This window comes from Microcoleus sp. Pol12A5 (assembly GCF_036701435.1).
GTDB lineage: Bacteria > Cyanobacteriota > Cyanobacteriia > Cyanobacteriales > Microcoleaceae > Microcoleus.
Map to the genome: position 1 here is coordinate 56842 of NZ_JAUBQU010000015.1, position 22771 is coordinate 79612.

At 46.0% G+C, this 22771-nt stretch carries 18 protein-coding genes and 3 tRNA genes; 9 read left to right on the forward strand and 12 right to left on the reverse strand.

What is annotated here, in order from left to right; genetic code table 11:
* Window positions 1-6: 6 nt before the first annotated feature.
* From QUA45_RS06445 to QUA45_RS06455, 3 genes are all read right to left on the reverse strand, one after another.
* Complete coding sequence (locus QUA45_RS06445) at window positions 7-3297, reverse strand: DEAD/DEAH box helicase (protein ID WP_333219994.1); 3291 nt, start codon at window positions 3295-3297, stop codon at window positions 7-9.
* Window positions 3298-3966: 669 nt separating this feature from the next.
* Window positions 3967-4584: a Uma2 family endonuclease gene (locus QUA45_RS06450; protein ID WP_333219996.1), complete on the reverse strand. Its 618-nt coding sequence runs from the start codon at window positions 4582-4584 to the stop codon at window positions 3967-3969.
* 74 nt (window positions 4585-4658) lie between these two features.
* Window positions 4659-5165, reverse strand: a complete 507-nt coding sequence (locus tag QUA45_RS06455) for a hypothetical protein (protein WP_333065611.1) — start codon at window positions 5163-5165, stop codon at window positions 4659-4661.
* 289 nt (window positions 5166-5454) lie between these two features.
* Between QUA45_RS06455 and serA the strand changes: the two genes are divergently transcribed.
* Window positions 5455-7038 carry a phosphoglycerate dehydrogenase gene (gene serA, locus QUA45_RS06460; protein WP_333065608.1) on the forward strand — a complete coding sequence of 528 codons (1584 nt, stop codon included), beginning with the start codon at window positions 5455-5457 and terminating at the stop codon, window positions 7036-7038.
* Between the two features lie 184 nt (window positions 7039-7222).
* The gene (prmA, locus tag QUA45_RS06465; protein ID WP_333098518.1) at window positions 7223-8113 is read left to right on the forward strand and encodes a 50S ribosomal protein L11 methyltransferase; all 891 of its coding nucleotides are present in this window, start codon (window positions 7223-7225) and stop codon (window positions 8111-8113) included.
* Window positions 8114-8167: 54 nt separating this feature from the next.
* Here prmA and QUA45_RS06470 read toward each other — a convergent pair whose 3' ends face one another.
* On the reverse strand, window positions 8168-8761 hold the full coding sequence (locus QUA45_RS06470) for a hypothetical protein (protein WP_333098520.1): 594 nt from the start codon (window positions 8759-8761) through the stop codon (window positions 8168-8170).
* Between the two features lie 85 nt (window positions 8762-8846).
* On the reverse strand, window positions 8847-9164 hold the full coding sequence (gene trxA / locus QUA45_RS06475; RefSeq protein ID WP_015178505.1) for a thioredoxin: 318 nt from the start codon (window positions 9162-9164) through the stop codon (window positions 8847-8849).
* 73 nt (window positions 9165-9237) lie between these two features.
* On the opposite strand from trxA, the gene fabG reads away from it, so the two are divergent.
* Entirely contained in the window at window positions 9238-10002 is a 765-nt protein-coding gene (gene fabG / locus QUA45_RS06480) for a 3-oxoacyl-[acyl-carrier-protein] reductase (RefSeq protein ID WP_333098522.1), read from the forward strand.
* Window positions 10003-10065: 63 nt separating this feature from the next.
* Here fabG and QUA45_RS06485 read toward each other — a convergent pair whose 3' ends face one another.
* From QUA45_RS06485 to QUA45_RS06495, 3 genes are read right to left on the reverse strand one after another with little or no spacing between them, the layout of a single operon-like run.
* Entirely contained in the window at window positions 10066-10521 is a 456-nt protein-coding gene (locus QUA45_RS06485; protein ID WP_333098524.1) for a GTP pyrophosphokinase, read from the reverse strand.
* Between the two features lie 17 nt (window positions 10522-10538).
* Window positions 10539-11012, reverse strand: a complete 474-nt coding sequence (locus QUA45_RS06490) for an NUDIX domain-containing protein (protein ID WP_333098526.1) — start codon at window positions 11010-11012, stop codon at window positions 10539-10541.
* Between the two features lie 36 nt (window positions 11013-11048).
* Window positions 11049-12104: an adenylate/guanylate cyclase domain-containing protein gene (locus tag QUA45_RS06495; RefSeq protein ID WP_333219998.1), complete on the reverse strand. Its 1056-nt coding sequence runs from the start codon at window positions 12102-12104 to the stop codon at window positions 11049-11051.
* Window positions 12105-12668: 564 nt separating this feature from the next.
* On the opposite strand from QUA45_RS06495, the gene QUA45_RS06500 reads away from it, so the two are divergent.
* Together QUA45_RS06500 and QUA45_RS06505 are read left to right on the forward strand one after the other, a co-directional pair.
* Window positions 12669-13802 carry a class I SAM-dependent methyltransferase gene (locus QUA45_RS06500; RefSeq protein WP_333098530.1) on the forward strand — a complete coding sequence of 378 codons (1134 nt, stop codon included), beginning with the start codon at window positions 12669-12671 and terminating at the stop codon, window positions 13800-13802.
* Window positions 13803-14109: 307 nt separating this feature from the next.
* On the forward strand, window positions 14110-15825 hold the full coding sequence (locus tag QUA45_RS06505; protein WP_333220000.1) for a lipoxygenase family protein: 1716 nt from the start codon (window positions 14110-14112) through the stop codon (window positions 15823-15825).
* A gap of 125 nt (window positions 15826-15950) precedes the next feature.
* On the opposite strand, the gene QUA45_RS06510 is transcribed toward QUA45_RS06505, so the two are convergent.
* The 4 genes from QUA45_RS06510 to QUA45_RS06525 form a co-directional block, all read right to left on the reverse strand.
* A complete protein-coding gene (locus QUA45_RS06510; protein WP_333220001.1) occupies window positions 15951-17090 on the reverse strand; it encodes a fatty acid desaturase in 1140 nt (379 codons plus the stop codon).
* 332 nt (window positions 17091-17422) lie between these two features.
* Complete coding sequence (locus QUA45_RS06515; protein WP_333098534.1) at window positions 17423-18688, reverse strand: glutamate-5-semialdehyde dehydrogenase; 1266 nt, start codon at window positions 18686-18688, stop codon at window positions 17423-17425.
* A 4-nt stretch (window positions 18689-18692) separates the two neighbouring features.
* The gene (locus tag QUA45_RS06520) at window positions 18693-19097 is read right to left on the reverse strand and encodes a hypothetical protein (RefSeq protein WP_190663244.1); all 405 of its coding nucleotides are present in this window, start codon (window positions 19095-19097) and stop codon (window positions 18693-18695) included.
* A 263-nt stretch (window positions 19098-19360) separates the two neighbouring features.
* Window positions 19361-19432 (reverse strand) — tRNA-Gly (locus tag QUA45_RS06525).
* A gap of 218 nt (window positions 19433-19650) precedes the next feature.
* Here QUA45_RS06525 and QUA45_RS06530 point away from each other — a divergent pair.
* The 4 genes from QUA45_RS06530 to QUA45_RS06545 all read left to right on the forward strand — a co-directional run bounded on the left by QUA45_RS06530 (window position 19651) and on the right by QUA45_RS06545 (window position 22325).
* Complete coding sequence (locus tag QUA45_RS06530; protein WP_172188980.1) at window positions 19651-19791, forward strand: hypothetical protein; 141 nt, start codon at window positions 19651-19653, stop codon at window positions 19789-19791.
* A 289-nt stretch (window positions 19792-20080) separates the two neighbouring features.
* On the forward strand, window positions 20081-21901 hold the full coding sequence (locus QUA45_RS06535; RefSeq protein WP_333098538.1) for an ABC transporter ATP-binding protein: 1821 nt from the start codon (window positions 20081-20083) through the stop codon (window positions 21899-21901).
* 197 nt (window positions 21902-22098) lie between these two features.
* Window positions 22099-22180: transfer RNA gene (locus QUA45_RS06540), tRNA-Tyr, on the forward strand.
* A gap of 73 nt (window positions 22181-22253) precedes the next feature.
* Window positions 22254-22325: transfer RNA gene (locus QUA45_RS06545), tRNA-Thr, on the forward strand.
* Window positions 22326-22771: the final 446 nt, after the last annotated feature.

Here is a 22771-nt window from a genome sequence, read left to right on the forward strand (position 1 = left end):
TTTCTCCTAATCTAGAACCGCATTTTTATTAAGCCTAATTAATTTCTTAAATGCCTCATTATCCAACTCAGTTAACCACGATTCATCAGCACCAATAATTGAACCTGCCAATTTCTTTTTGTCCTCAATCATTTGGTCAATCTTCTCTTCCAAAGTGCCAATTGCCACAAACTTATGCACAAACACATTTTTTTGCTGTCCGATCCGAAACGCCCGATCCGTCGCCTGATCTTCCACCGCCGGATTCCACCAGCGATCGAAATGGAACACGTGATTGGCTTTTGTCAGCGTAATTCCCACGCCGCCCGCCTTCAGTGATAGAATAAATACCGAAGGTTCAGACTCTGGATCTTGAAACTCTGAAATCATCCGTTCCCGTTTTTCGCGACTGGTTCCCCCGTGGATGTAGTAAGTGTTGTAATGTAGCGTTTGTTTAATATATTTTTCCAACGCGCTTCCCAGTTCTGTAAACTGCGTAAATACCAATAAACTTTCGCCTTCTGCTTTGACTTCCTCAATCATCTCGATCAGCCGTTCCAGTTTGTGCGATCGCTCTGGTGTAAACTCACTTTCATCTTGCAAAAACTGGCGCGGATGGTTACAAATTTGCTTCAGCTTCAGCAGTGTCGCCAAAATCATCCCCTTGCGCTTCATCCCTTCCGTCTCGTCAATTTCTTGTTCTACCTCTTTGACAATCGCTTCATAAAGCGAAGCTTGCTCGCGGGTGAGATTGCAGTATAGCTTTTGCTCAACTTTGTCGGGGAGATCCTGAATAATCGACTTATCGGTTTTCAGGCGCCGGAGAATAAAAGGTTCTACTAATTTTTTGAGCGCTGCCGATTGCGTGCGATTGCTATTTTTTTGAATCGGGATCTCAAACAACTTCCGAAACTGCGCCTCTTTACCCAGATAGCCCGGATTGAGGAAATTAAAAATTGACCATAAATCCAGCAATCGATTTTCCACGGGTGTTCCAGTCAATGCTAGTCGATGGGTAGCGGGTAACTTTAAAATCGCCTTGGTTTGCGCCGCTTTCGGATTTTTAATATTCTGGGCTTCATCAATTACCACGCGATGCCACGCTACGCTGCTCAACAGTTTCTCGTCTTTTCGCACCAAGGTAAAGGAAGTGATCAACATATCACAATCTTGGACGGCGGCTTTAAATGCTTTGGCATCTTGCAAACGTTGAGGGCCGTGGTGAATCAGCGATCGCAATTCTGGAGCAAATTTTTCCATTTCCTTTTGCCAGTTACCAACTACGGAAGTGGGCGCAATTAGCAGCGTGGGTAGAACTGAAGGTGCGATCGCTTTTTCTGTCTTTTTTTCAGTCTCTTTTGTAGTAGATAAAACTTCCCGCTCTTGCAATAATCGAGCAATTACCTGCGCCGATTTACCCAAACCCATATCATCGGCAAGACAGCCATTTAATCCCAAACTTTCCAAATAACTCAACCAAGAAACGCCGCGCTTTTGGTAATCCCGTAACTTGCCCTGAAAATTTGCTGGATCTGCAATTAACTCTAACCGACTCTTATCGTTCAGCTTCTCCAACATATCCGATAAAGCCCGATCGCGCTCAACCTCCAACTGTTCGCTCGCTTCTCCTTCTGCCGTCAACTTCATAAAGTCAATCAAGCTTAAATCGGGGTTTTCTTGGCGATGTTTTTTCCAAAACTCCAACATCTCCTGCATCTTGTCTTTGTCCAGTTCCATCCATTGTCCTCGGAACTGCACCAGCGGTGTTTTGCTATTTACTAATGCCTGCCATTCTTGTTCGCTAACCCGTTCCCCCCCGATCGCCAATTCATATTGATATTCCACCAAGGAATCCGCCGAAAACAATCCTTTGCCCTTGATTGCAGCGCTGTTGCTACCCTTCCCTTTGACCTGCAGGCGAATCTTCGCCCGTTGTCGTCCCTTCGGCGTCCACCAAGCGGGGACAATCACTTTGTATCCGGCATCTTCTAATACCCAAGCGGACTCGCTGAGAAAGGTGAAAGCATCATCTAAGCTGAGGGTAATGTTAACGGGTTTGTCGGTTTCTAGCCCTTGCCAAAGTTGGGGATAAATGCGGGCAGCGTAGCCGAGATTTGTCAGCAAATGTTGCTCAAAGTTGTCTCCGAATTGTGTTTGCAACTGTTTTTGTTGAGTCGATCGCGATTGCCAATAATCCTGCAACGGCATCCGCAGAGACGGGTCTTTTTTCGCAGCCACCTGAAACTCTAAAACCCAAGGTTGTTCGGGATTTTCGGGGGATTGTAGTTGAAAGCAAAGGGAGAATGAGTCAGCAGATTGATTGCGCGTAATGCGATCGCGCCAGGTTTGCCATTGCCGGTATTGTTCAAGGCTTACTCGCGCGATTTTTCGTGTTTGGTTGAGGCAGATTTGCAGTAAAGAATCCGCAATCTTATTTTCAAACGATGCTGGGATGGGGGTTTGAGTGACAATTTCCGCGATCGCACACTCGGAAAAATGCCGCAGCAACCGTTCGCGATCGTAGAACTTTGGTGTATCTTGTAGCTGGATCTTCCGAAAACCGGACACACAAACTAAAGGCATCCATTCAACATAGCGTTGTAAATCAGTTTCGTACTGTGTTGAAATAATTTCCCATCCCGGATAAATCTCAAAGCTGGGTGCAATTTTGGCAGGTGTTTTTGGAGTTTTTGCAGTTGTTTTGGTTTTTGTCTCGCCCGCTTTCTTACGCCCGCGCGTGGCTTTCTCAGCGGGTTCGGATGTTTCAATGGGTGCGATCGCGATCGGAGCAGTTTCTCGATAGCGCAACGCCGGAATATAATGATCTTTCAGAACAATTTGCTTAAAACTTTGGGTGTAGTGATACCAAAATAGCAAGTCTGAACCAAACTGAACTTCTGCTACATCGTAGAGAGCAAAAAAATGCAGATCGTTCAATACTTTAGTCAAAGTGTGGGTGGCGATGGAGACACAATCAACTTGCCAATACTCCAACTCAAATGTTTCGGGTAATTCTGTCTCTAAATATCGCGCTAGTTCTAAAGAGGGCAACGGCTGGTTGTCGGCAGTGGGCAGTAAAAAATACCGAGGGGCGATCGCGTATTCTAGCCCCATCGCACTTTTATTGCTGACTGGTGGCAGTTGAATCCCGGCTTCTTTCGTTAGAAACTCTCTTAACTGTGCCGTCTCCAATTGTCGGGGATGAACCTTAGCAGGCTGTTTTTTCTTTTCAGTAGTTTCAACCCAAATATAAAACGTTCCAGGTTGAATAAAATTCTCTTCTGCTTGAGGAATCCAAGTCCCGTGGAGGATTTTCATCAGAAAAATGGGTAGAAACCCCGTCCTTTTAGGACGGCTTTACATTTTTGATTGACTACCGCCTTGGGACTGGTTGGCTCGGTGTGCTTTTGTGTTGCACTTTCAACGGGACAATTACCGCCTCAAACTTCCCAGCCCTGTACGCATAGTATTTTGCACGGGTTGTGCCTCCCATTTCTGGGGTAATGTTAGCTTCGACAATGTTTCGAGAGCTTGTTAGACCCGCAACACTGTTCCAGTGACCTTAGAACTGTTTAATTGCAGATGACAGAGCAGGGGACTAGCTACGCATCCACAGGGTGTCGTGACTCTCAAAACTTAGGAAATTAAGCCTTAGTCTGGTCAGTATGGCTTGCCAGATTTCTCTTACAAGCCCCGTGTCTTTAGACCGGGGTTACTGACAGGTCATACCAAACGCAACCTTTGGCAGCCTATCATATCATCAATTAGCGGGAAAAGATAAGAAGGCGGTTGAAACGGCTGCTATACAAACGATGTCCACTCCAAGCGGACTAAAGAGAATAACGTAATTTTACCGCGCTATCTTTAATCGGCGTGAGCAGGTTTTGCTTGTGTAGAGGCGGTTTCAACCGCCGAGTTTTCTTTAACCAGCCTCTGCGGGTTTTGACTTGATAGATGCGGTTTCAACCGCCGAGTCTTCTTACAAATTTAGAAAATATCTGTTAAATCCAACACAAAACCGGGTAGTACATCTTCACCTGATAGAGTTGCAGGTTCATCTAAAATTTCTACTTCTATACCTTGACGGGAGATTTCTACTTTTCTATTTTTGCGATCATCGAGCAACCATCCCAACCTTGCTCCATTTTTCACATACACTTTCATTTTAGCCCGCAATTTTTCTAGAGAGTCAGTAGTCGATTCCCTACGGGATAGCTTCGCTTCACGCAATTCCACCACAAAATCGGGACAAATCGGCGCAAATTTCTTTTTTTCTTCAGCAGTTAAAGCATCCCACCTATCGCGCCGAATCCAAGCAGCATCGGGAGAAATATCTGTACCGTCGGGCAGTTTAAATCCAGTTGAAGAATCAAAAGCAATTCCCAAATGCTTATTTTGTCTGCTCCAACCTTCGAGTTGAAAACTTAGATCCGCATTGCGTCTGCCTGTATCGCTACTCGCAGGCGGCATAATAATTAATTCTCCCGTTGCAGTGCGCTCAAATCTTAAATCCCGGTTGTCTATACACAACTGAAAAAACTGCTCGTCAGTTAATTCAATCGTTAATTCTAGGGGAGAATGTAGAGGGATAGTTTGTGATTCCATAACTGCCTCCAAATATTACACGAGTTGACTGTCAACAGTCAACTGTTAACAGTCAACTGTTAACAAACAAATAACTAAGTCTCTGTATAACCTTGGATATTTTCCGGTTCAAACTGCTGCAAAATATTCGCAGCTTTTCCGGTCAAATCATCAGTACCCTTAACCGCAATCAAAAATTTACCCGCATTCAAACGGTTGCGGTAGGGCAAAGCATCGCCGCTACCAAAAGCCATACCGCCCGCGCCTCCAACAAACACACTACCCATCGCAGCGGCGATCGCACCGAGTAAGCCACCGATCGCGTGATCGCCAATTTCGCCCGCCCAGGCGAAAGTCTTCAACTCAGTCATCAGACTGAAAGTAACGCCAGCAATAAAGCCAAAGGGAATCAGCCAAATAGCCATGAGTTTAGCTTGTTTCTTAGCTTGCTGGTTGGGGTCGATCAAGCCAAATTCATCAGCAGTTTTGTAGCCGCGGCCCAAAATGCTCACTTGCTTCATAGGCAAGCCTTCTTTTTCCAGAGCACAGTAGGCAGCTTCGGCTTGAATTCGATCGGGCAGTACGGCGATAAGATAATTCATTAGAAAACAATTCCTGATAGTTAGGCTTGAATAGCCAAAGTCTATTATAGCCCGAAAAGACATACTAGCTAAGCACTTGCGGGATTTTCAGACGGTCAGAGAGTCCGATCGCCCGCAAAGCTAAAATATTTCACGCAAAAAACGGCCGACCTTGACCGAATACAGATACAATTCAAACTGCACAAAGGCAAGCTTGAGCTGAGCTGTTAGATACCGCTCTAAGTCATAAGTCTCACTTTGAGCTCGCCAACGCTCGGTCTATTTTTACTATTGCACTCAATTGCTTGCTATGCCTAAAGTTCTAGTATCCGATCCGATCGACCAAGCCGGAATTGACATCCTCTCCCAAGTCGCGCAAGTTGACGTAAACACAGGACTCTCAGCCGAACAACTGGTAAAAATTATTCCAGATTACGACGCTTTGATGATCCGTTCTGGCACCCAAGTTACCAAAGAAATCATTGAAGCAGGGAATTCACTTAAAATTATCGGCAGAGCCGGCGTCGGCGTAGATAATGTCGATGTACCCGCCGCTACCCGCAAAGGAATTGTAGTCGTCAATTCCCCCGAAGGCAACACGATCGCCGCCGCCGAACACGCGATCGCCATGATGCTCTCCATGTCGCGCCACATCCCGGAAGCCAACGCATCGGTCAAAGGTGGTAAATGGGAACGCAACCGCTTTATCGGCGTAGAAGTTTACAAAAAAACCCTCGGCATCGTCGGTTTGGGCAAAATCGGCTCGCACCTCGCGGCCGCAGCCAAAGCAATGGGCATGAAACTGCTGGCCTACGACCCCTTCATTTCGACCGAAAGAGCCGACCAGTTGGGCTGTCGCTTGGTAGAACTCGAACTGCTGATGCGCGAATCCGACTACATCACCCTGCACATCCCCAAAACGCCGGAAACCCTGCACTTAATTAACGCTGAGGTGCTGTCGAAAATGAAGCCGACGGCCCGCATCATAAACTGCGCCAGAGGGGGCATCATCGACGAAGCAGCCCTCGCAGAAGCCATCAAAGAAGGCAAGATCGCCGGCGCAGCTTTGGACGTTTACGAACACGAACCCCTGGAAGCCGATTCCCCACTGCGGAATGTCGGCCAGAACATCGTGCTGACGCCCCACTTGGGAGCTTCCACAGCGGAAGCTCAGGTGAATGTGGCTATCGACGTTGCCGAACAAATCCGCGATGTACTGTTGGGGCTGCCCGCGCGATCGGCTGTGAACATACCCGGCATTTTCCCAGACTCGATCGAAAAACTCAAACCCTACTTGCAACTCGCCGAAACCCTCGGCAACCTCGTCAGCCAGCTAGCCGGAGGCCGAGTCGATTACCTCAACGTCCAACTGCAAGGCGAATTGGCCAGCAACCAAAGCCAGCCCGTAGTCGTCGCCGCCCTCAAAGGCCTGCTCTCCCAAGCCCTGCGAGAACGCGTTAACTACGTCAACGCCAGCATCGAAGCAAAAGAACGCGGAATTCGCGTCGTCGAAACCAGAGACGCCTCAATTCGCGACTACACAGGCTCTCTGCACCTCTCGGCCAAGGGAACCCTCGGCGAACACACCGTGACAGGTGCAGTGCTCGGCGAAAGCGAAATTCGGATTACCAGTGTTGACGATTTCCCGGTCAACGTTTCCCCCACCCACCATATGCTGTTTACCCTGCACCGCGATATGCCGGGGATTATTGGCAAAATTGGTTCCCAATTGGGCAGTTTTAATGTCAATATTGCCAGTATGCAGGTAGGGCGTAAAATCGTGCGAGGCGATGCGGTGATGGTTTTGAGCCTCGATGACCCTCTACCAGAAGGGATACTGGCCGAGATCCTAAAAGTTCCGGGAATTCGGGATGCTTACACGGTAAATCTTTGACGGATTTTGGAGTTTAGATTTTGGATGCCAGGGCTGATAATTGGTAATGGGTAATTGGTAATTGGTCATTGGCAAGAAAGCGGGAATTTTTCTATTAGCCAATCCTCCTTCCTCACTCCCCACTTCCCAGTCTCCAGTTCCCCTGGGCAAATCTAAAATCTAAAATCTAAAATCTAAAATCGTTATGGCACATAGCTGGTGGGAAATTAGAATTCTTTGCGATCCGGCGCTGGAAGATATCATCTTTTGGCGTCTGGAACGGTTTAACTGTCGGGGAACTGCTACGGAGATCAAAAGCAATTCCTGCCTGATGTCGGCTTATTTGCCCGAAGAACAGGCAGGATTGCTGGATTTGGCCGCTCTGTCTCTGTGGCTGCGCCAAGATGCTCTGTGTGCAGGTTTGCCCCTACCTGCGATGCAGTGGGATTTGATTGAAGACGAAGACTGGGGCAGCACTTGGAAGGAGCACTGGCAGCCTCAAGAAGTGGGCGATCGCTTTTTAATTAATCCGGCCTGGCTGCCCCTACCGACTGATACCGATCGCATCATTTTGCGTTTAGATCCCGGTGTGGCTTTCGGTACGGGTGCTCACGCTACTACTCAACTTTGTCTGGAGTCGCTAGAAATGCGGCTCGGTTTTGATGACAAAGAGTGCATTGTTGCTGATATCGGCTGCGGATCGGGTATTTTGTCGATCGGCGCAGTGTTGTTGGGCGCTACAAAAGTTTATGCTTTGGATACCGATCCTTTGGCAGTGCGATCGACCATTAGCAACAGACTACTCAACCGCGTTAATTCTCAGCAGTTGGTTGCAGAGCTCGGAAGTATCGATCGCTTGAAAGAAATGGTCGATGAGCCGATCGACGGTTTGATCTGTAACATTTTAGCAGAAGTAATCATTGATTTAATCCCGCAGTTCACTGCAATTAGCAAACCCACTACTTGGGCAGTTCTCAGCGGCATTTTGCTCGAACAAGCTAAGCCAATTGCCGACACTCTCGAACAGCACGGCTGGATTGTTGCTACTCTGTGGAAGCGCCAAGATTGGTGTTGTTTTAATATTCGGCGCAGTTAACAATATGGTAATTGCTAATTCCTAATTGCTAATTGGTAATTTTGAATTCATGTTTCATCTTTGGAAAGTGAATTTAAATAAATATCGCACCTGAAAATAAACCGCGCCAGCCCAGTAAAAACCATTCACCAAAATTAACAACGTTTTTCCAGCATAAGAATTAACAAAACCAAAAACGCGGTAAGTTGACAGCAGCACTAACAACATTTCAACCGCAGAAACAATTGACCCGTAGTGCTTCCGATCCCAATAAGAAAACGGACTGATAAAACGGTAATTGCTGAACGGAAAAAAGTGTCGGTGAGCGTCGTCATTGTGGACAGGCAAATCTCCCAGAGAGTGCAGTATCATGCTAATAAACAGAATTTGCACGCTTTGCCAGCCAAAGAAATAAGCAATTAGCAAACCAATAACCCCAAGGGGAATTGAATGAAACAGAGCCACAATATTTTGTACAAAAGGCTCATAATATGCTTTTGACCAAATTGTAGCTGCGGGCAAGCGAGCAATGTATTTCGCCCAAAAGTAAAATAAAAATATTGGAATATCCGGCAAAATTCCGCCGATCGCAATAATTAGATTAGCTTGCGGCAGTTGCGGTTTGCCAAGAATTGCCAGATTGATAATAGCGTGGCTGGGAGTCTTCATACGTAGGGTGCGTCAACTAGGATTATCTTATTCATAATTAATCAGATATTAACTGACGCACCCTACGTGTGATAATTGGCTGGTGCTACAAGTAAGGTTGCACTCGATCGATCAACTGCGCCGCTTGCATCACTCCCTCAATTCGATCGACCTCAGCGCCATTTTTGAACAGCACCAAAGTCGGCAAAGCATAAATGTGATGCTGCGACGCCAACTGTTCGTACTTATCTGTGTCAATTTTGACAACCATCAGCTTGTCTTTCATCTGACCGCTGACTTGCTCCAAAATCGGTGCCATCATCTGACAAGGCCCGCACCAAGTAGCGTAAAAATCTACCAACACCGGCAAGTCAGAGCCCGATAGTAACTCTTCAAAACTGCTGAACTGTTTTTGAACTGCCATAAGACAAAATAATTTTTTGGGTTCTGGCTCGATTTTAGTGCAAAATTCTCTGGTAGATTGCGAGGATACAATTATGGAACTATTACCAGAGACTTTTCAGAGATTGCGGGGTCAAGTTGCTGTCGTGACCGGTGCGTCGCGGGGAATCGGCCGCGCCGTTGCTTTAGCCCTAGCGGCAGAAGGCGCTAAAGTCGCCGTCAACTATGCGAGTTCGAGTGCTGCTGCTGATGAGGTGGTAGCAGAAATAGTCGCTGCTGGAGGAGAAGCTGTCGCACTTGCAGCAGATGTCTCGAAAACTGACCAAGTAGATTCACTCACCAGTAATGTCATGGAAAAATGGGGACGAATTGACATTTTGGTGAACAATGCCGGCATTACTCGCGATACTTTGCTGCTGCGGATGAAGTTGGAAGATTGGCAAGCGGTAATTGATTTGAATTTAACTGGCGTGTTTTTGTGTGCGAAAGCTGCGAGTAAAATCATGCTGAAGCAGCGAAGCGGCCGAATTATTAATATTGCTTCGGTTGCTGGGCAAATGGGCAATCCCGGACAAGCTAATTACAGTGCGGCGAAGGCTGGGGTAATTGGGTTTACTAAAACTGTGGCGAAAGAGTTGGCGACTCGCGGGATTACTGTGAATGCAGTTGCACCGGGTTTTATCACTACAGATATGACTAAGGATGTCAAGTCTGATGAAATTTTGAAGTATATTCCGCTGGGGAGATACGGGGAAGTTGAGGAAGTTGCGGGGATGGTGAAGTTTTTGGCGGCAGATGCGGCGGCTGCTTATATAACCGGGCAGGTTTTTAATGTGGATGGGGGGATGGTGATGGCTTAGGATTTCGGGATTTTTTTTAACCGCAGATGCACGCAGATTAACGCGGATATTTGCGGTTAATAATTACTTTAAGGCTGCACATAATTGAGTGAGGACTTTTTTGTATTTTGCAATGCGTTGAAAATCGGCTTCTGTCGGATTGGCGATGCGGCGAATATCGAGGTTATGAGTAACATCAGCGATTTTGACTCGGAGTGCGATCGGGTTGGCAATAACACGTTCTAAATAAGCTGCATAAGCTTCTCCTTCTATTTTGGTAATCGCCGCGATCGCCGACACCAGAACTTCAGGAAAACCTTCGCTTCTAAGTTGCTCAAGTGTAAGTTCAGAATCTTCGACCGCATCGTGTAGAACCGCTACGATTTTCTCCTCTATAGAGTTTACATTTTCCATCACAAAGAGCGGATGATCGAGATAGGGATTGCCTGCTTTATCAACCTGCCCCTCATGAGCTTTGGCTGCGATCGCGATCGCCCGTTGTAGTAATAATTCGTACTCTGAATTCGTATTTGACAACATAGTACAGAAGTTCTCTATTAAAGTTTCAGTCCCCTAGCGGCGAAAAGCTCGTGTGTGGTTTGTGATTTTAAATATTCCTGCAACAATTTCCAAGCCATTTGAGTACCCTCACCTGCGTTGACTTTTTCAAAGTCTACATCTTTTCTCAAAATTACCAAACCGACACCTTCTTTAATTTCTATTTTATCATCATCGCTAACTATCGCCAAAAAAAGGTGGTTTTTTTGTAAGATTTTTATATCATTTTGGGTCTTTTGGTGAGTAAAAGTTGCGATAAATTCCATTGTGTAATCATCGATCGTGAGGCAAGTTTCTTCCTCCATTTCTCGCACTGCTGCCTGCTGTGGAATTTCTCCAATGTCCACGCCACCACCAAAAGTAGAAAGCATTCCTTGACTGGCAATACCTGGAATATTATCTCGCAGTTGTGCTCCTATTTGACCGTTGGGGAGCATTACAAAAATGCGAACTATTGACTTGGGAATATTCATATTATTGAGTAAATAACCAAACTAACAAAAATTGCTCTATATTTGTCTGATTTGACTCCAAATTTTTCTAATCCAATTGTACACCCCAGCATACAAATCACGCAAAAATTTGACAGAACTTTTCCAAATAGATTTTTCTTTTACCTCTGAAATCTCCTCGATTTCCAGGGGCAGCGGCGGCATCCCGACTACTTCATAGAGCGGATATTCGCCGCTTTTTCCCGGAATTGCAACTAATATGCACCGATCGACGATCGCCAATTCCTTCACTTCCTGATAAGTCTCCTCGGAAATCAGTAAACTTGTTCCCACTTGCTTGTTAGCAGCTTCGATCCGGCTGGCAAAATTCACCGCATCTCCGATCGCCGTAACTGTCTGACTCTTCGATGCCCCCAAATTCCCCACAACCACCCACCCGCAGTGAATGCCAATCCCAATCCGCAACCGGTGACGGTATAAAGTCTCAAAATAGGGATTGAGTTTCTCTAGTTCCTCCAGCATCTCCACCCCAGCCCTCACCGCTTGTTCCGCAGCTTTGTCGGGATTTTCCAACCCAAACAGCGCCATTAAACCGTCACCCATATAATTATTAATCATCCCGCCATTCCGATTGATCGCAAAACCCATCTTTTGGAAATAGCGATTTAAAACATAAATTACATCGTAAGGCAGCAGCGATTCTGCAAAAGGCGTAAATCCTCGAATATCCGCAAACAAAATCGCAATTTTTTTCTCTTGACCCACAGGAGGAGAAATAGACTTCCCCGCCATTTGGTCGGTAAATGATTCCAAGTCTTCAGAATCGATCGCCAATCGGCGCAAAATCACCTTGCCGCCCGCAACCTGCGTCTGACAAGCCAGCCTAATTTCCGGTTCTAAACGCAATTTTTTGGCAAGTTCCTCTTCCGGCGAAGTGCGCGGAGAGCAAAATTCCAAACCTTCGACAATCAATACCCGGCAAGTCGAACACCGGGCGCTACCGCCGCAGATGTGGGTGTGGGGAATGTCGGCACGCAGGGAAGCTTCGAGAATTATATCGTCGTCGTCTATCTCGATCGTGCGATCGTCCGGCAGATAGTGAATCTGTGGCATATGTAGCGCGTCTAGTTAATTAGCGAGGAATCTCGCGGACATCTGTTATTGCAGCGAACCTGTATGCAAACCCGGTTTCTCGGCATTTTTTCTGTATCCCCTGATTCCTTAACTATAAGTCGCGATCGGCATTTGCTTCTCGTTACGTCAGCTCAAGCGCCCAACTGACAACAGTTTAAAAAAATAATACAACTCTAGGCAAGATTCCAAATCTTAGCTCATCAGTCATTCCCAATTCTTTAATCTATCTAAAATCTCAAATGGTATAACTGATTACTAAAAGCGCCATGGCACCGTGATAATACCCCCATTCAAGCTGTGGAGTTAATCTAAAATCGAAAATCGAAAATCTAAAAAGGACTGACATAATTCTTAATAAAATTAAGATCGCTCAAAGCCCGATAAATCCGTTATCAAATCCCCTTCAACGGCGATATATTTTTAGGATTTATCGGGATTTTGCTGTGGAAACCTGACTTGGCAATAGTTTTAGCTTTTTTGCTCTCTAACAACCACCCAATTTTCGTGAGATAGAATAGCAGCATCTTTAAAACCCGTATAACCATGACTTCATCAACAGCCCTACAAAACATCGAAAAGCACATTCCCATCGTCGGAGATGTACATACCAAAAGTCCGATCGCCTACGGAGCAACCCGCCTCGCAGTCAGTGCAGTTAACACGGTACAAATGGCAGTAGCAGAGTCTTACATCAACGGATTAGAAGTCCCAGATTCAGTATTGCGAGCGCTTTTTGATACCTGTATGCCTGTCTTTTTTAAGCATTTCCCGTCCCTGCTTGCACCCTACGAATGGGTACTAACAGAAACAGACCATACAGCCGAAGGGCCGCGGGATTTAATGAAGATTCAGTACGACTTACCTCAAGCAATGCTGAATCCGATGTTAGGCGATGGAAAACTCATTTATCCTAAATACAGCATGGGATTGTGGGAAAAAGGAGCCGCCAACCTAGAACAATCGCAAATGCAGATGATTGATGATGTGATTGAAAAGCTAGAGATTCAGGATGGCGACAATATTTTAGACTTTGGCTGCGGTTGGGGTTGTGTTCCGAATTACATTCTTTCCAAATTCCCCAATGTCACCTTTACCGGGATTAACTTGAGCCACCACCAATGCGAGTATATGCGTCAGAAGATGCAAGACCCCGAAAGCTACCTTAGTTCCGGTCGATTTACCTTATATGAAGGGGATTTGAACGACGCCAACTTCGAGACCAAATTCGACAAAATTCTCTCCATCGGAGTTTTTTGTCATGTGGGAAATTTAACGAAGGCTTTTCAAAAGCTGGCATCTTTCCTGAAGGATAACGGCAAAGTTTTCATTCACATCATCACAGTTCGCACTCCCAACAATATATCCAGCGTTTTCACCCACAAATACATTTTTCCCCACGGACGTTACTGGAAATACGATGCCGTTCCCAGCCACAATAAAGACCTCAAAACCATTCAAAGATGGTATCTCAACGGATACAATTACTCCACAACCTTTGCTAACTGGCTGAAAAACTTTGACGATTCTCAGGCAATAGTCAAAGATTTAGATTACGGTATCGACTATGCCAAATTTCGTCGAATCTGGCGGTTTTACTTGATTTGGTTTGTGTCTAATTTCGCGAGTTGCGACGGCGAATATAACGGCAACGGTCAATATTTAATGACTCATGCCTAATCGCTAATCAAGACCCAGCTCAAAAAACCGAACACCCCGAACCCCGACTTCTTTGAGATGTCGGGGTTCTTGAGTGCGAGCTACTTATCGGGAGAATGAAACCTTGCAACCTAGACTTAGGGCAATAGAGAAGTGTTGCCTTCTTTTGAGGAATTTTTCTGAGTTTAAAAAAGTCCGGAATAAGATTATTTCTCGGTGAATAAGACCTATATCAAGCGTGAGCCTGCACAATACTTTTTAAATTCCCTACTCAAGCAGTAGTGATGATGTGCGATATTTTACTAGAAAAAGAGAGTAGATTTATACAATGGTAGACAATATGAAACCTTCTCTTCCTCAAGACGACCCGAACCCAGAACAGCGCAAAGATTCCTTGAATCGTCAGCAACAAGCTTATCAGTTTGACTATGAGAGTTTATCACCTTTGGCATTATTGAAAGAGGTGCCTGCAGTCGAGAACTTTTCGAGCAAGTATCTTGCCGAACGGATATTAGCAACCTCGGAACTTCCAGCAAATATGCTGGCAGCCGATTCGAGAACTTTTCTCGATCCTCTCGACGAACTCCAAGACTATGAAGACTTTTTTACTTGGCTGCCCCTACCTGGAGTTGCCAAAATTTACCAAACCGATCGCTCTTTTGCAGAACAGCGCCTGTCTGGAGCAAATCCGATGGTGCTTCGCCTCTTAGATGCGAGCGATCCTCGGGCAGAAACACTGAGGGGTCTTTCCAGTTTGCACCCATTATTCGATCTGCACCAAGAGTTGCAGGAGAAAAATATTTACATTGCCGATTACACAGGTACTGACGAACACTATCGCGCGCCGGCTCTCGTTGGAGGCGGAACCTATGAAAAAGGCAGAAAATACTTGCCGAAACCACGGGCTTTTTTCGCTTGGCGGTGGACGGGAGTCCGCGATCGCGGTGAAATGACACCTATTGCCATTCAACTAGATCCCAGCCCAGATAGCCATGTCTACACCCCATTCGATCCTCCTGTCGATTGGCTGTTTGCGAAACTCTGCGTACAAGTGGCAGATGCCAATCACCATGAAATGAACTCGCATTTAGGTCGAACTCATCTGGTGATGGAACCAATTGCGATCGTCACCGCCCGACAGTTGGCTAAAAATCACCCGCTGAGCCTGCTGCTGAAACCGCACTTTCGCTTTATGTTGACCAACAACGATCTGGCGCGTTCTCACTTGATAGCTCCCGGCGGACCCGTCGATGAATTGCTAGGCGGCACCTTGGCTGAGACAATGGAACTGACTAGAGAGGCGTGCAGTACGTGGAGTCTTGATGAATTTGCCTTACCCGCTGAACTGAAAAATCGGGGAATGGATGACCCCAATCAACTGCCTCACTATCCTTACCGAGATGATGGATTGCTGCTGTGGAATGCGATTGAAACCTTTGTATCGGGCTATCTAAAATTCTTTTACCCGACGGAGATGGCGATCGTACAAGATCTGGAACTGCAAACCTGGGCCCAAGAATTAGCCTCAGATAGTGGCGGTAAAGTCAAAGGAATGCCAGAGCGCATCAACACAGTTGAACAATTAATTCAAATTGTCACAACTGTAATTTTTACCTGCGGCCCCCAGCATTCAGCCATCAATTTTCCCCAGTATGACTACATGAGTTTTGCCGCCAATATGCCCTTGGCAGCCTACCGGGACATTCCTAGAATTACTGCTTCGGGTAATCTAGAATTGATTACGGAAAAGGATATTTTACGGTTGCTTCCTCCGTACAAACGAGCGGCTGACCAACTGCAAATTCTATTTATTTTGTCAGCTTATCGATATGACCGTTTGGGTTATTACGATAAATCTTTCCGAGAACTCTACCGGATGAGCTTCGACGAAGTTTTTGCGGGAACGCCGATCCAACTTTTAGCCAGACAGTTCCAGCAAAATTTGAATATGGCAGAACAAAAGATTGATGCTAACAATCAAAAACGAGTAATTCCTTACATTGCTCTCAAGCCTTCGTTGGTACTAAATAGCATCAGTATGTAGGAGTGTATTTTTTGGGTTGGCGAGACGCCCAACCCCTACTCCCCAAAATAAAATTCATTCTTTGTGGAACAGGCCGGAAAGCCTGTTCTTAAGCATGGTGCAAGATGCGGCTCCCATGCGAATTCTCAGCTTTTATAGTCTTCAACAATCGAGCAATTCACCGCCATTGTACCCGCAGAATCAGTGAAGGTGACTTCATCTTTATAATGCCTCGGTGTTTGCATCAGCAACCGCCAAGCTTCTCCAGCATCGATTAAATTCAGGCGATCGGGATAGTGAATTTGCAACAACTCTTGCACCATCGGATAATAGTTTGAGTTGATACTGGGGAAAATATGATGCTCTGTGTGGTGAGAGAAATTCAAGTGCAGCAGATCAAATATTTTAGGAACACGCACCGACATACTGTTGATCAGCGGATCGTTAATGGCGGTCATCCGGCAACCCATGTGGTTGGTATAGATGTAAAACATTGCGCCTGCATGACCAATTGCGATCGGCAAAAAGTACGCAAGAGCGATTTTGAGGGGATGAAAATTTAGGTAGAACAAAATGCTGGCATGAATTCCTAAAATTCCCAGACATTCAAATGCGATCGTCAATCTATCTTTAGGACTAACTGTAAAGGCAGCCGGTACGTAATCGACAGATTTATCGTTAAATAACAGTACCGAGGTGAGATTGCGGAAATTATGCACTAACCAGGAACCGGCCATTCCTACAATTAACCACACCGGATTGACTTCCACCGACGGGACAAACAGATTTTGAATCCATTTTCCCCAAGTATCTGGTTGCTGGTACAGATAGTTGCGATCGGGGTCGGCCAAAGAATTCGTGTTATTGTGATGTACGAGGTTGTGCAGATTTTTCCACTGAGTAGGCGGCATAAACAGCATACTTAGTCCCAAAAAAGCGATCGGATAAGTGAGGCGCGACTTTTTCTGAACGCTACCGTGCATCAAATCGTGGGAGCTAAATAGCAAAACTATGATACTATTGCCCATGATGACGGCTAAAGGTAAGTAAAGTCCTAAAAGATAGACTGGCCAGCGATCGAGATTAGCAGCAATTCCCCATCCCAGCAATAAAATAGCCGCGTTGATGAATAGTATTGCTAACTTGCTGGGATCGGGTTCAAAGGCATCTGACGGCAGCAGCGGACGCAATTTTTTCACATATACCGAGTGGTGAATTAGCGTTTCTTCGCCTAAAGTCGGCGTTGCCGTCTTGTCTAGAGTATTGAGTAATTTTTGGGATTTCATGTTATCGCTAAGAGTATTTTCATTTGAGTTAATAACTTTCTAAATTTAATTAGAGCCACTACCGATTTTAGATTGACCTAAAACAAATGAATCGCGGGATTATTGTCGGCACGGGGAAATTTTATCTGTGTCCACGGTGTCGTTCCGGGAACTTGTGACTAAATTGCTTGCGATCAAAGATGCCTAATTGTTGTACAAAGATATTATTGTATTTCCTCAAAAAAAATTTGTAAACAACTATTAAAGCCTTATAAAGGCTTACGCATCGATAATACTTTCCCACTTTTCAGTTTGGTTTAATCCCAATAACAAATCCTAAATAACCTATCAGATTAAAAAAGTCCGTTTCCCTGAACAATTTCTTTGATTGTCGTCAGCGTATCTAACCCGATCAATCCCCGACGATAACCTTTTTGGTTGGACATTCCCAAAAATATCGCATCTCCCCGATTTTGATAGCGCCAAAACCGAGGTGAGGCATTGATAAAAGTTGAGGCGCTGTTAACATCCAGAGCAAATTGGCGGCTTTCTAAGTAAGATTCAGTGGCGATGCAGTCAGCGTGGCCACTGCTGTAGCGGTTGATCCAGCCGATCGCAATCTCTAAACTATCGACAACTTTAAACGCGATGGTTTTGTTTAAATACGGTTGAGTCCACTCGTATGGTTCCGCCAGCTTCAAGTCGGGGAAATCTGCGACCAGATCCGCATCTGCGCTAATTTGAAAGCCTTTTTCTTTTAAACTGTTCCACAGCCTGACTAAGGAAGAAGGCTTTTGGTTGCGATCGATAAGCACTTTCTCGATCGCGTTAACAGGATCGGGAACGCTTTGATGGCTGTCCAAAATCATCCACCTTGCCATCTCCAAACTGCCAGTCGGTGACCAATAAAGGTAACAATTTCCCATTGCCGACCTCAAAACTGGTGCTGTACACAACCTTACCACCTGCTGCACCAAACTTGGCCTGCCGTAGGGAATAATTAAATTGAGATATTGGTCTTGAGTGACCAATTCTCTGATCGAAGCGCCCCGATCCGGCGGCAGTACCTGCAAACATCCCGATGGCAAACCGACCTCATCGATTGCCGAAATCAAAGCTTCTCCAATTACTGTATTAGTTTGCCAGCTTTCGCTGCCGCCTTTAAGAATCAAACTGTTAGCGCTTTTGAGAGACAAACCCGCGGCGATCGCCCCCAACTCGGGAAACGCCTCGTAAATTAGAGCGATCGCCCCCAGCGGTAGCGACTGACAGTACACCTGACAGCGATCGACCTGATAAGAAGCATTGATCACCCTGCCGATCGGATCTGGCATTTCCCCCAACCGTTCCAGAATTTGCACAGTTGTCTTGATCCGTTCCGGCGTCAGCTTCAGCCACTCCACGATCAACTCCGGAATCGCCATGTCCCGACTTGCTTCTAGATCCAGAGTATTTGCTTCTAAAATGTCATTTTGCCGGCGTTTCAGCGAACCCGCCATCGCCTGCAAAGCTGCAGCGCGATCGGCACTCTTTGTCGCAGCCAACTCCAAAGAAGCTTGATAAGCGCGACGCGCGACATTTGCGGCATCTGATGAATGGGTAAAATCCTCTATTATCATCTAGCTAACGCCTGTAAGCGAGCCATACCATCAGCGCCGGCAGCATTGCTAGCAGCACGGCGACCATTGCCCACAGAATAATATTCGGGCCCGGCGAGTGTAACGCCAAGGGCAACCAAATCACTAACGGCACCAATATCATACCCAAAGCCAGTGGCAAATAATGGGCCTTCAAACCCGGATGCGCTCTGTTCCACTGATTCCCTGTCCACCGCCAAGCCTGCTTGTAAGGATAGTTCGTTGATAGTTGCTCGATCACGTATCCACTTTCGTCCAATACAAATATTTGTTGACAGCGGTTGCATCCAAAGGCTTCTGTCAACGTTATAGGCACTAGACGACCCCGGCGTCGGCAAGGACAGGGGTACTCATCGTTTAAGTCAATCTTTGGAACTTTTTGAGATGGCACGAGCGATCGGATAAAAAAAGCGTTTTTGCAAAAATAATCCTTAACATATCCACTTAATCAAACTTGTCAATTCCGCCATAGCAAGGCTTTCAACTGCCTGTTACGAAATCTCGCCCACTTGGCAATTTTGACTTGCAAGTTCTGCATTCAATCTTACCACTAACTTAGGTACTTTCAACCATCATTAGGAGTATATCCAAAACTTTCTGGATGTACTTTCCGGTGTCTTGGATTCCGGTTTCCTGGATTTTTTTATCTTCTAAAGCGGGTGACGCGATTCGAACGCGCGACATTCACCTTGGCAAGGTGACGCTCTACCACTGAGCTACACCCGCATTTCCTGCGGTATTAACAATATTGTCTCACTTCCCGAAATTTGTCAAGTCTTTTTAGTAAGTTTTTTTCACAAACCCAGTAAACCCCCCCAAACCCACTCCCTTTGTCAAATTTCAGCAGCCAGATTCTCAACCAAATCAGTAATTGCCGTGAAAATTGACCGCCATCCGGCGACGGCAAAGCTACAATCAAGCTGGAATTGTGGGAGAACACTGTCATGTCAGATTTAAATCGCGGAATCATGAAGTTCAAGGGAGCTGACAGTCCTATAGCGATCGCCATTTCGGCGATTGTCATTGCCGGCGGAATCGGCTTCTTGATCTGGTGGGCGCTGCAATCAGCCTACACCTTTAGCTAACAGACTACTCAAACGTAAAACTTATAAGACCTTGCTCAGAAGGCAGAATTGAAGAAAAATTCTGTCTTTTGCATTTTTTTGCCCTTAGTCTTGAATTTATTGCCCAGGAATGCGGATTGATTGCTGACGATCCAATGATTGCCATAAATCACCCGATCGGGCGAGTCGCTAGCATGAGCCGAGATGACTTCCCGGTCGACTACTTTTGTAGTACACTTGTAAACAAAGCGCGCCGAGAGCGCAATTTTAGATGCAAGTGTTTGCAAGGGTTGTATCTCAACACAAATTTATGGCAAGCTTTCATGACATTTTCCAATACTACAGTCGCTACTGGAAAATATCAGTTTACAGCATAGGCGCATCCAGCGTTTTGGCACTAGCCGATTTGCTTGTTCCTTACGCGATCGGTCAAATATTAAACGTATTGTCGGGTCAACCTACAGATACAGTAACCCAAAAACTGATAACAGCGATCGCCTCTGTTACCCAGCACTCACCCAACAAAATATTATCGCTATCCGTCTTGCTGGGCATAATTTTTCTGGTAACAGTCGCCAAAGCACCGGTACAGCCTTGGGTGGGAAATTGGTTCCACTGGGCGATACCATTGAGGGCAAGGCGCGATCAAATGAGAAGTGCGATCGGCAAAATCCTCACCTTGCCCCTAGAATTTTACGACGAAAACAACGCCGGACGGATTGCCAGCCGCATCGCCAAAGGCATCGCCAATCACACTTGGACTTATCCAGAAATTGCCGGCGAATTCATCCCCGAAGTCGTCCGCTTAATCGGCATTTTTGCCGTTATCTGCTTAATTGAGTGGCGGATTGGCTTATTAATTTTGGTTTCCTTCCTATTTATCCTCAGTTTCACCCTCAAAGGCCTGCAAGGGGTGACTGCGCGGGAAGAAATTCTGGATGAATACATCGAAGATACCGAAAGCCGCAACTCGGAAATTATCACCAACATCAAAACAGTCAAAGCTTTTGCGACAGAAAGCGATGAACTCAAAAGGCAAACAACCAGACTCGATCGCGAATTAAAAGTCGTGATCCACCGCATTCACAAAGGATACGTCACCCTGGGGACATACCAGCAGACGATCGTCCAGTTGTGTTTGTTTTCAGTTCTCGGTTTTAGCCTAGCAGCCACGGTTGCAGGCAAAATTTCCCTCGGATATTTTGTTACCGTCTACACGTTGGCAAGCATGGCATATTCCCAACTGCGTCCGATTAGCATTATCGCCGAATTATTGGCGCGGCGTTATTCTTCAATGATCCGGTTCCACGAGTTTATGCAAACGCCAGACGGTGTTGATGCGGTTAATTTAGCAGAAAATGCTCGATCGGCACAGCCACCTTATAAATTTACCGGCAAAGTTGAGTTCAGCGGTTTGACATTCGGGTACGACAGTCAAAAACCAGTTTTGCAAGATGTGAATTTATTAATTCATCCCCGTCAGACTGTAGCATTAGTCGGGCGATCGGGTTCCGGGAAATCGACTTTAGTTAAACTTCTGTTTCGCTACTTTGAACCCAACTCCGGCCGCATTCTGATCGACGGCGAAGACATTCGCAGCTTAGACGTGACTTGCTACCGACAGCGTTTAGCGATTGTCCACCAAGAAGTAGACGTTTTTAACGGTACTTTGCTGGAAAATTTGACTTACGGAAACAGAAACGCAACTTTCGAGGAAGTTGAGGACGCTTGTCGCATAGCCAAAGTAGACGATTTTGTGCGGCTGTTGCCCCAAGGTTACTATACCGTGGTCGGGGAGAGAGGAATGCGGTTGTCCGGCGGTCAGCGGCAGCGGTTGGGGATTGCGAGGGCGCTGTTGGTGGAGCCGGATGTGTTAATTTTTGATGAGGCTACTTCTAGTTTGGACTATGAAAGCGAGCGATCGATCCAGCTAGCCATGCAGAATATCCTCGGTACGCGCACCACCATAGTTATTGCCCACAGACTGAGTACAATTCGCGAAGCCGATGCGATCGTCGTACTCGACGGCGGTAGAATCGTCGAAGTTGGCAGCCACGAAGAACTTTTGAGTCAACAAGGTATTTACCGTCGCCTGCACTCCCTGCAAGAAACCGGGGAATTAGTGAATTAGGGATTTCCTCTCAGTCTAGACTTAGGGTGCTCCGGGCGGGTACCCAGCCTAGACTTAGCAATGCACATCTTAAATAGTGTTCAATTTTTTAGTCTGCCCCTAACTCACTTATGTGTTATCAACTGAATCATTAGAGTTTTAAATATAATGTTGCAAATAAAGATTCTGGTGCTAGGATTTATAACTGTGATACAAATGGGTCGATGCCCGAGTGGTTAATGGGGGCGGACTGTAAATCCGCTGGCTACGCCTACGCTAGTTCAAATCTAGCTCGGCCCACCTCAATTTAATAAAAAGTTAAAATTTAAGAATTAAAAATTAATTTTTTAATTGGCGGTTCTTAATTTTTTATGCCCGTGTAACTCAGTGGTAGAGTACCTCCTTGGTAAGGAGGAAGTCACGAGTTCAAATCTCGTCACGGGCTTGCTATTCTCTGCTATATACCTCAAGGATTTCAGGTTCATCGCACAGCAAGAAGGTTAGTTTTTTGCTCAACTTTTGCGCCAATGGTTTTCTAATATCTCCAAAACGACTTGCATATCTGCCAAGTTGGCGCCGGACTTTTTCCCTCTGACTTTGAACTGGTTGAGTAAGTCGGTCGGGGGAGCATCTCATATGGGTAAAAACACTTCTTCTAGCTCCTTCCATCTTCCTCTGTCCTCTTGGCTCCTGGCTCCAGTTTCTAGCTTGGCTGCTTTCATTGAGATGCTCCCGGCGGACACTGCTACAAACTCATCACAATATTGTCCCCATATAGAATTCCCGGACTTGTTCAAGAAATCGAGAATCTAATTAGGGCTTGCTGAATAATCGAGCGCATATTGCGTGGCCTGGGTTTCGCTCGCACGATCGAGAATAAAGTGCAAGATA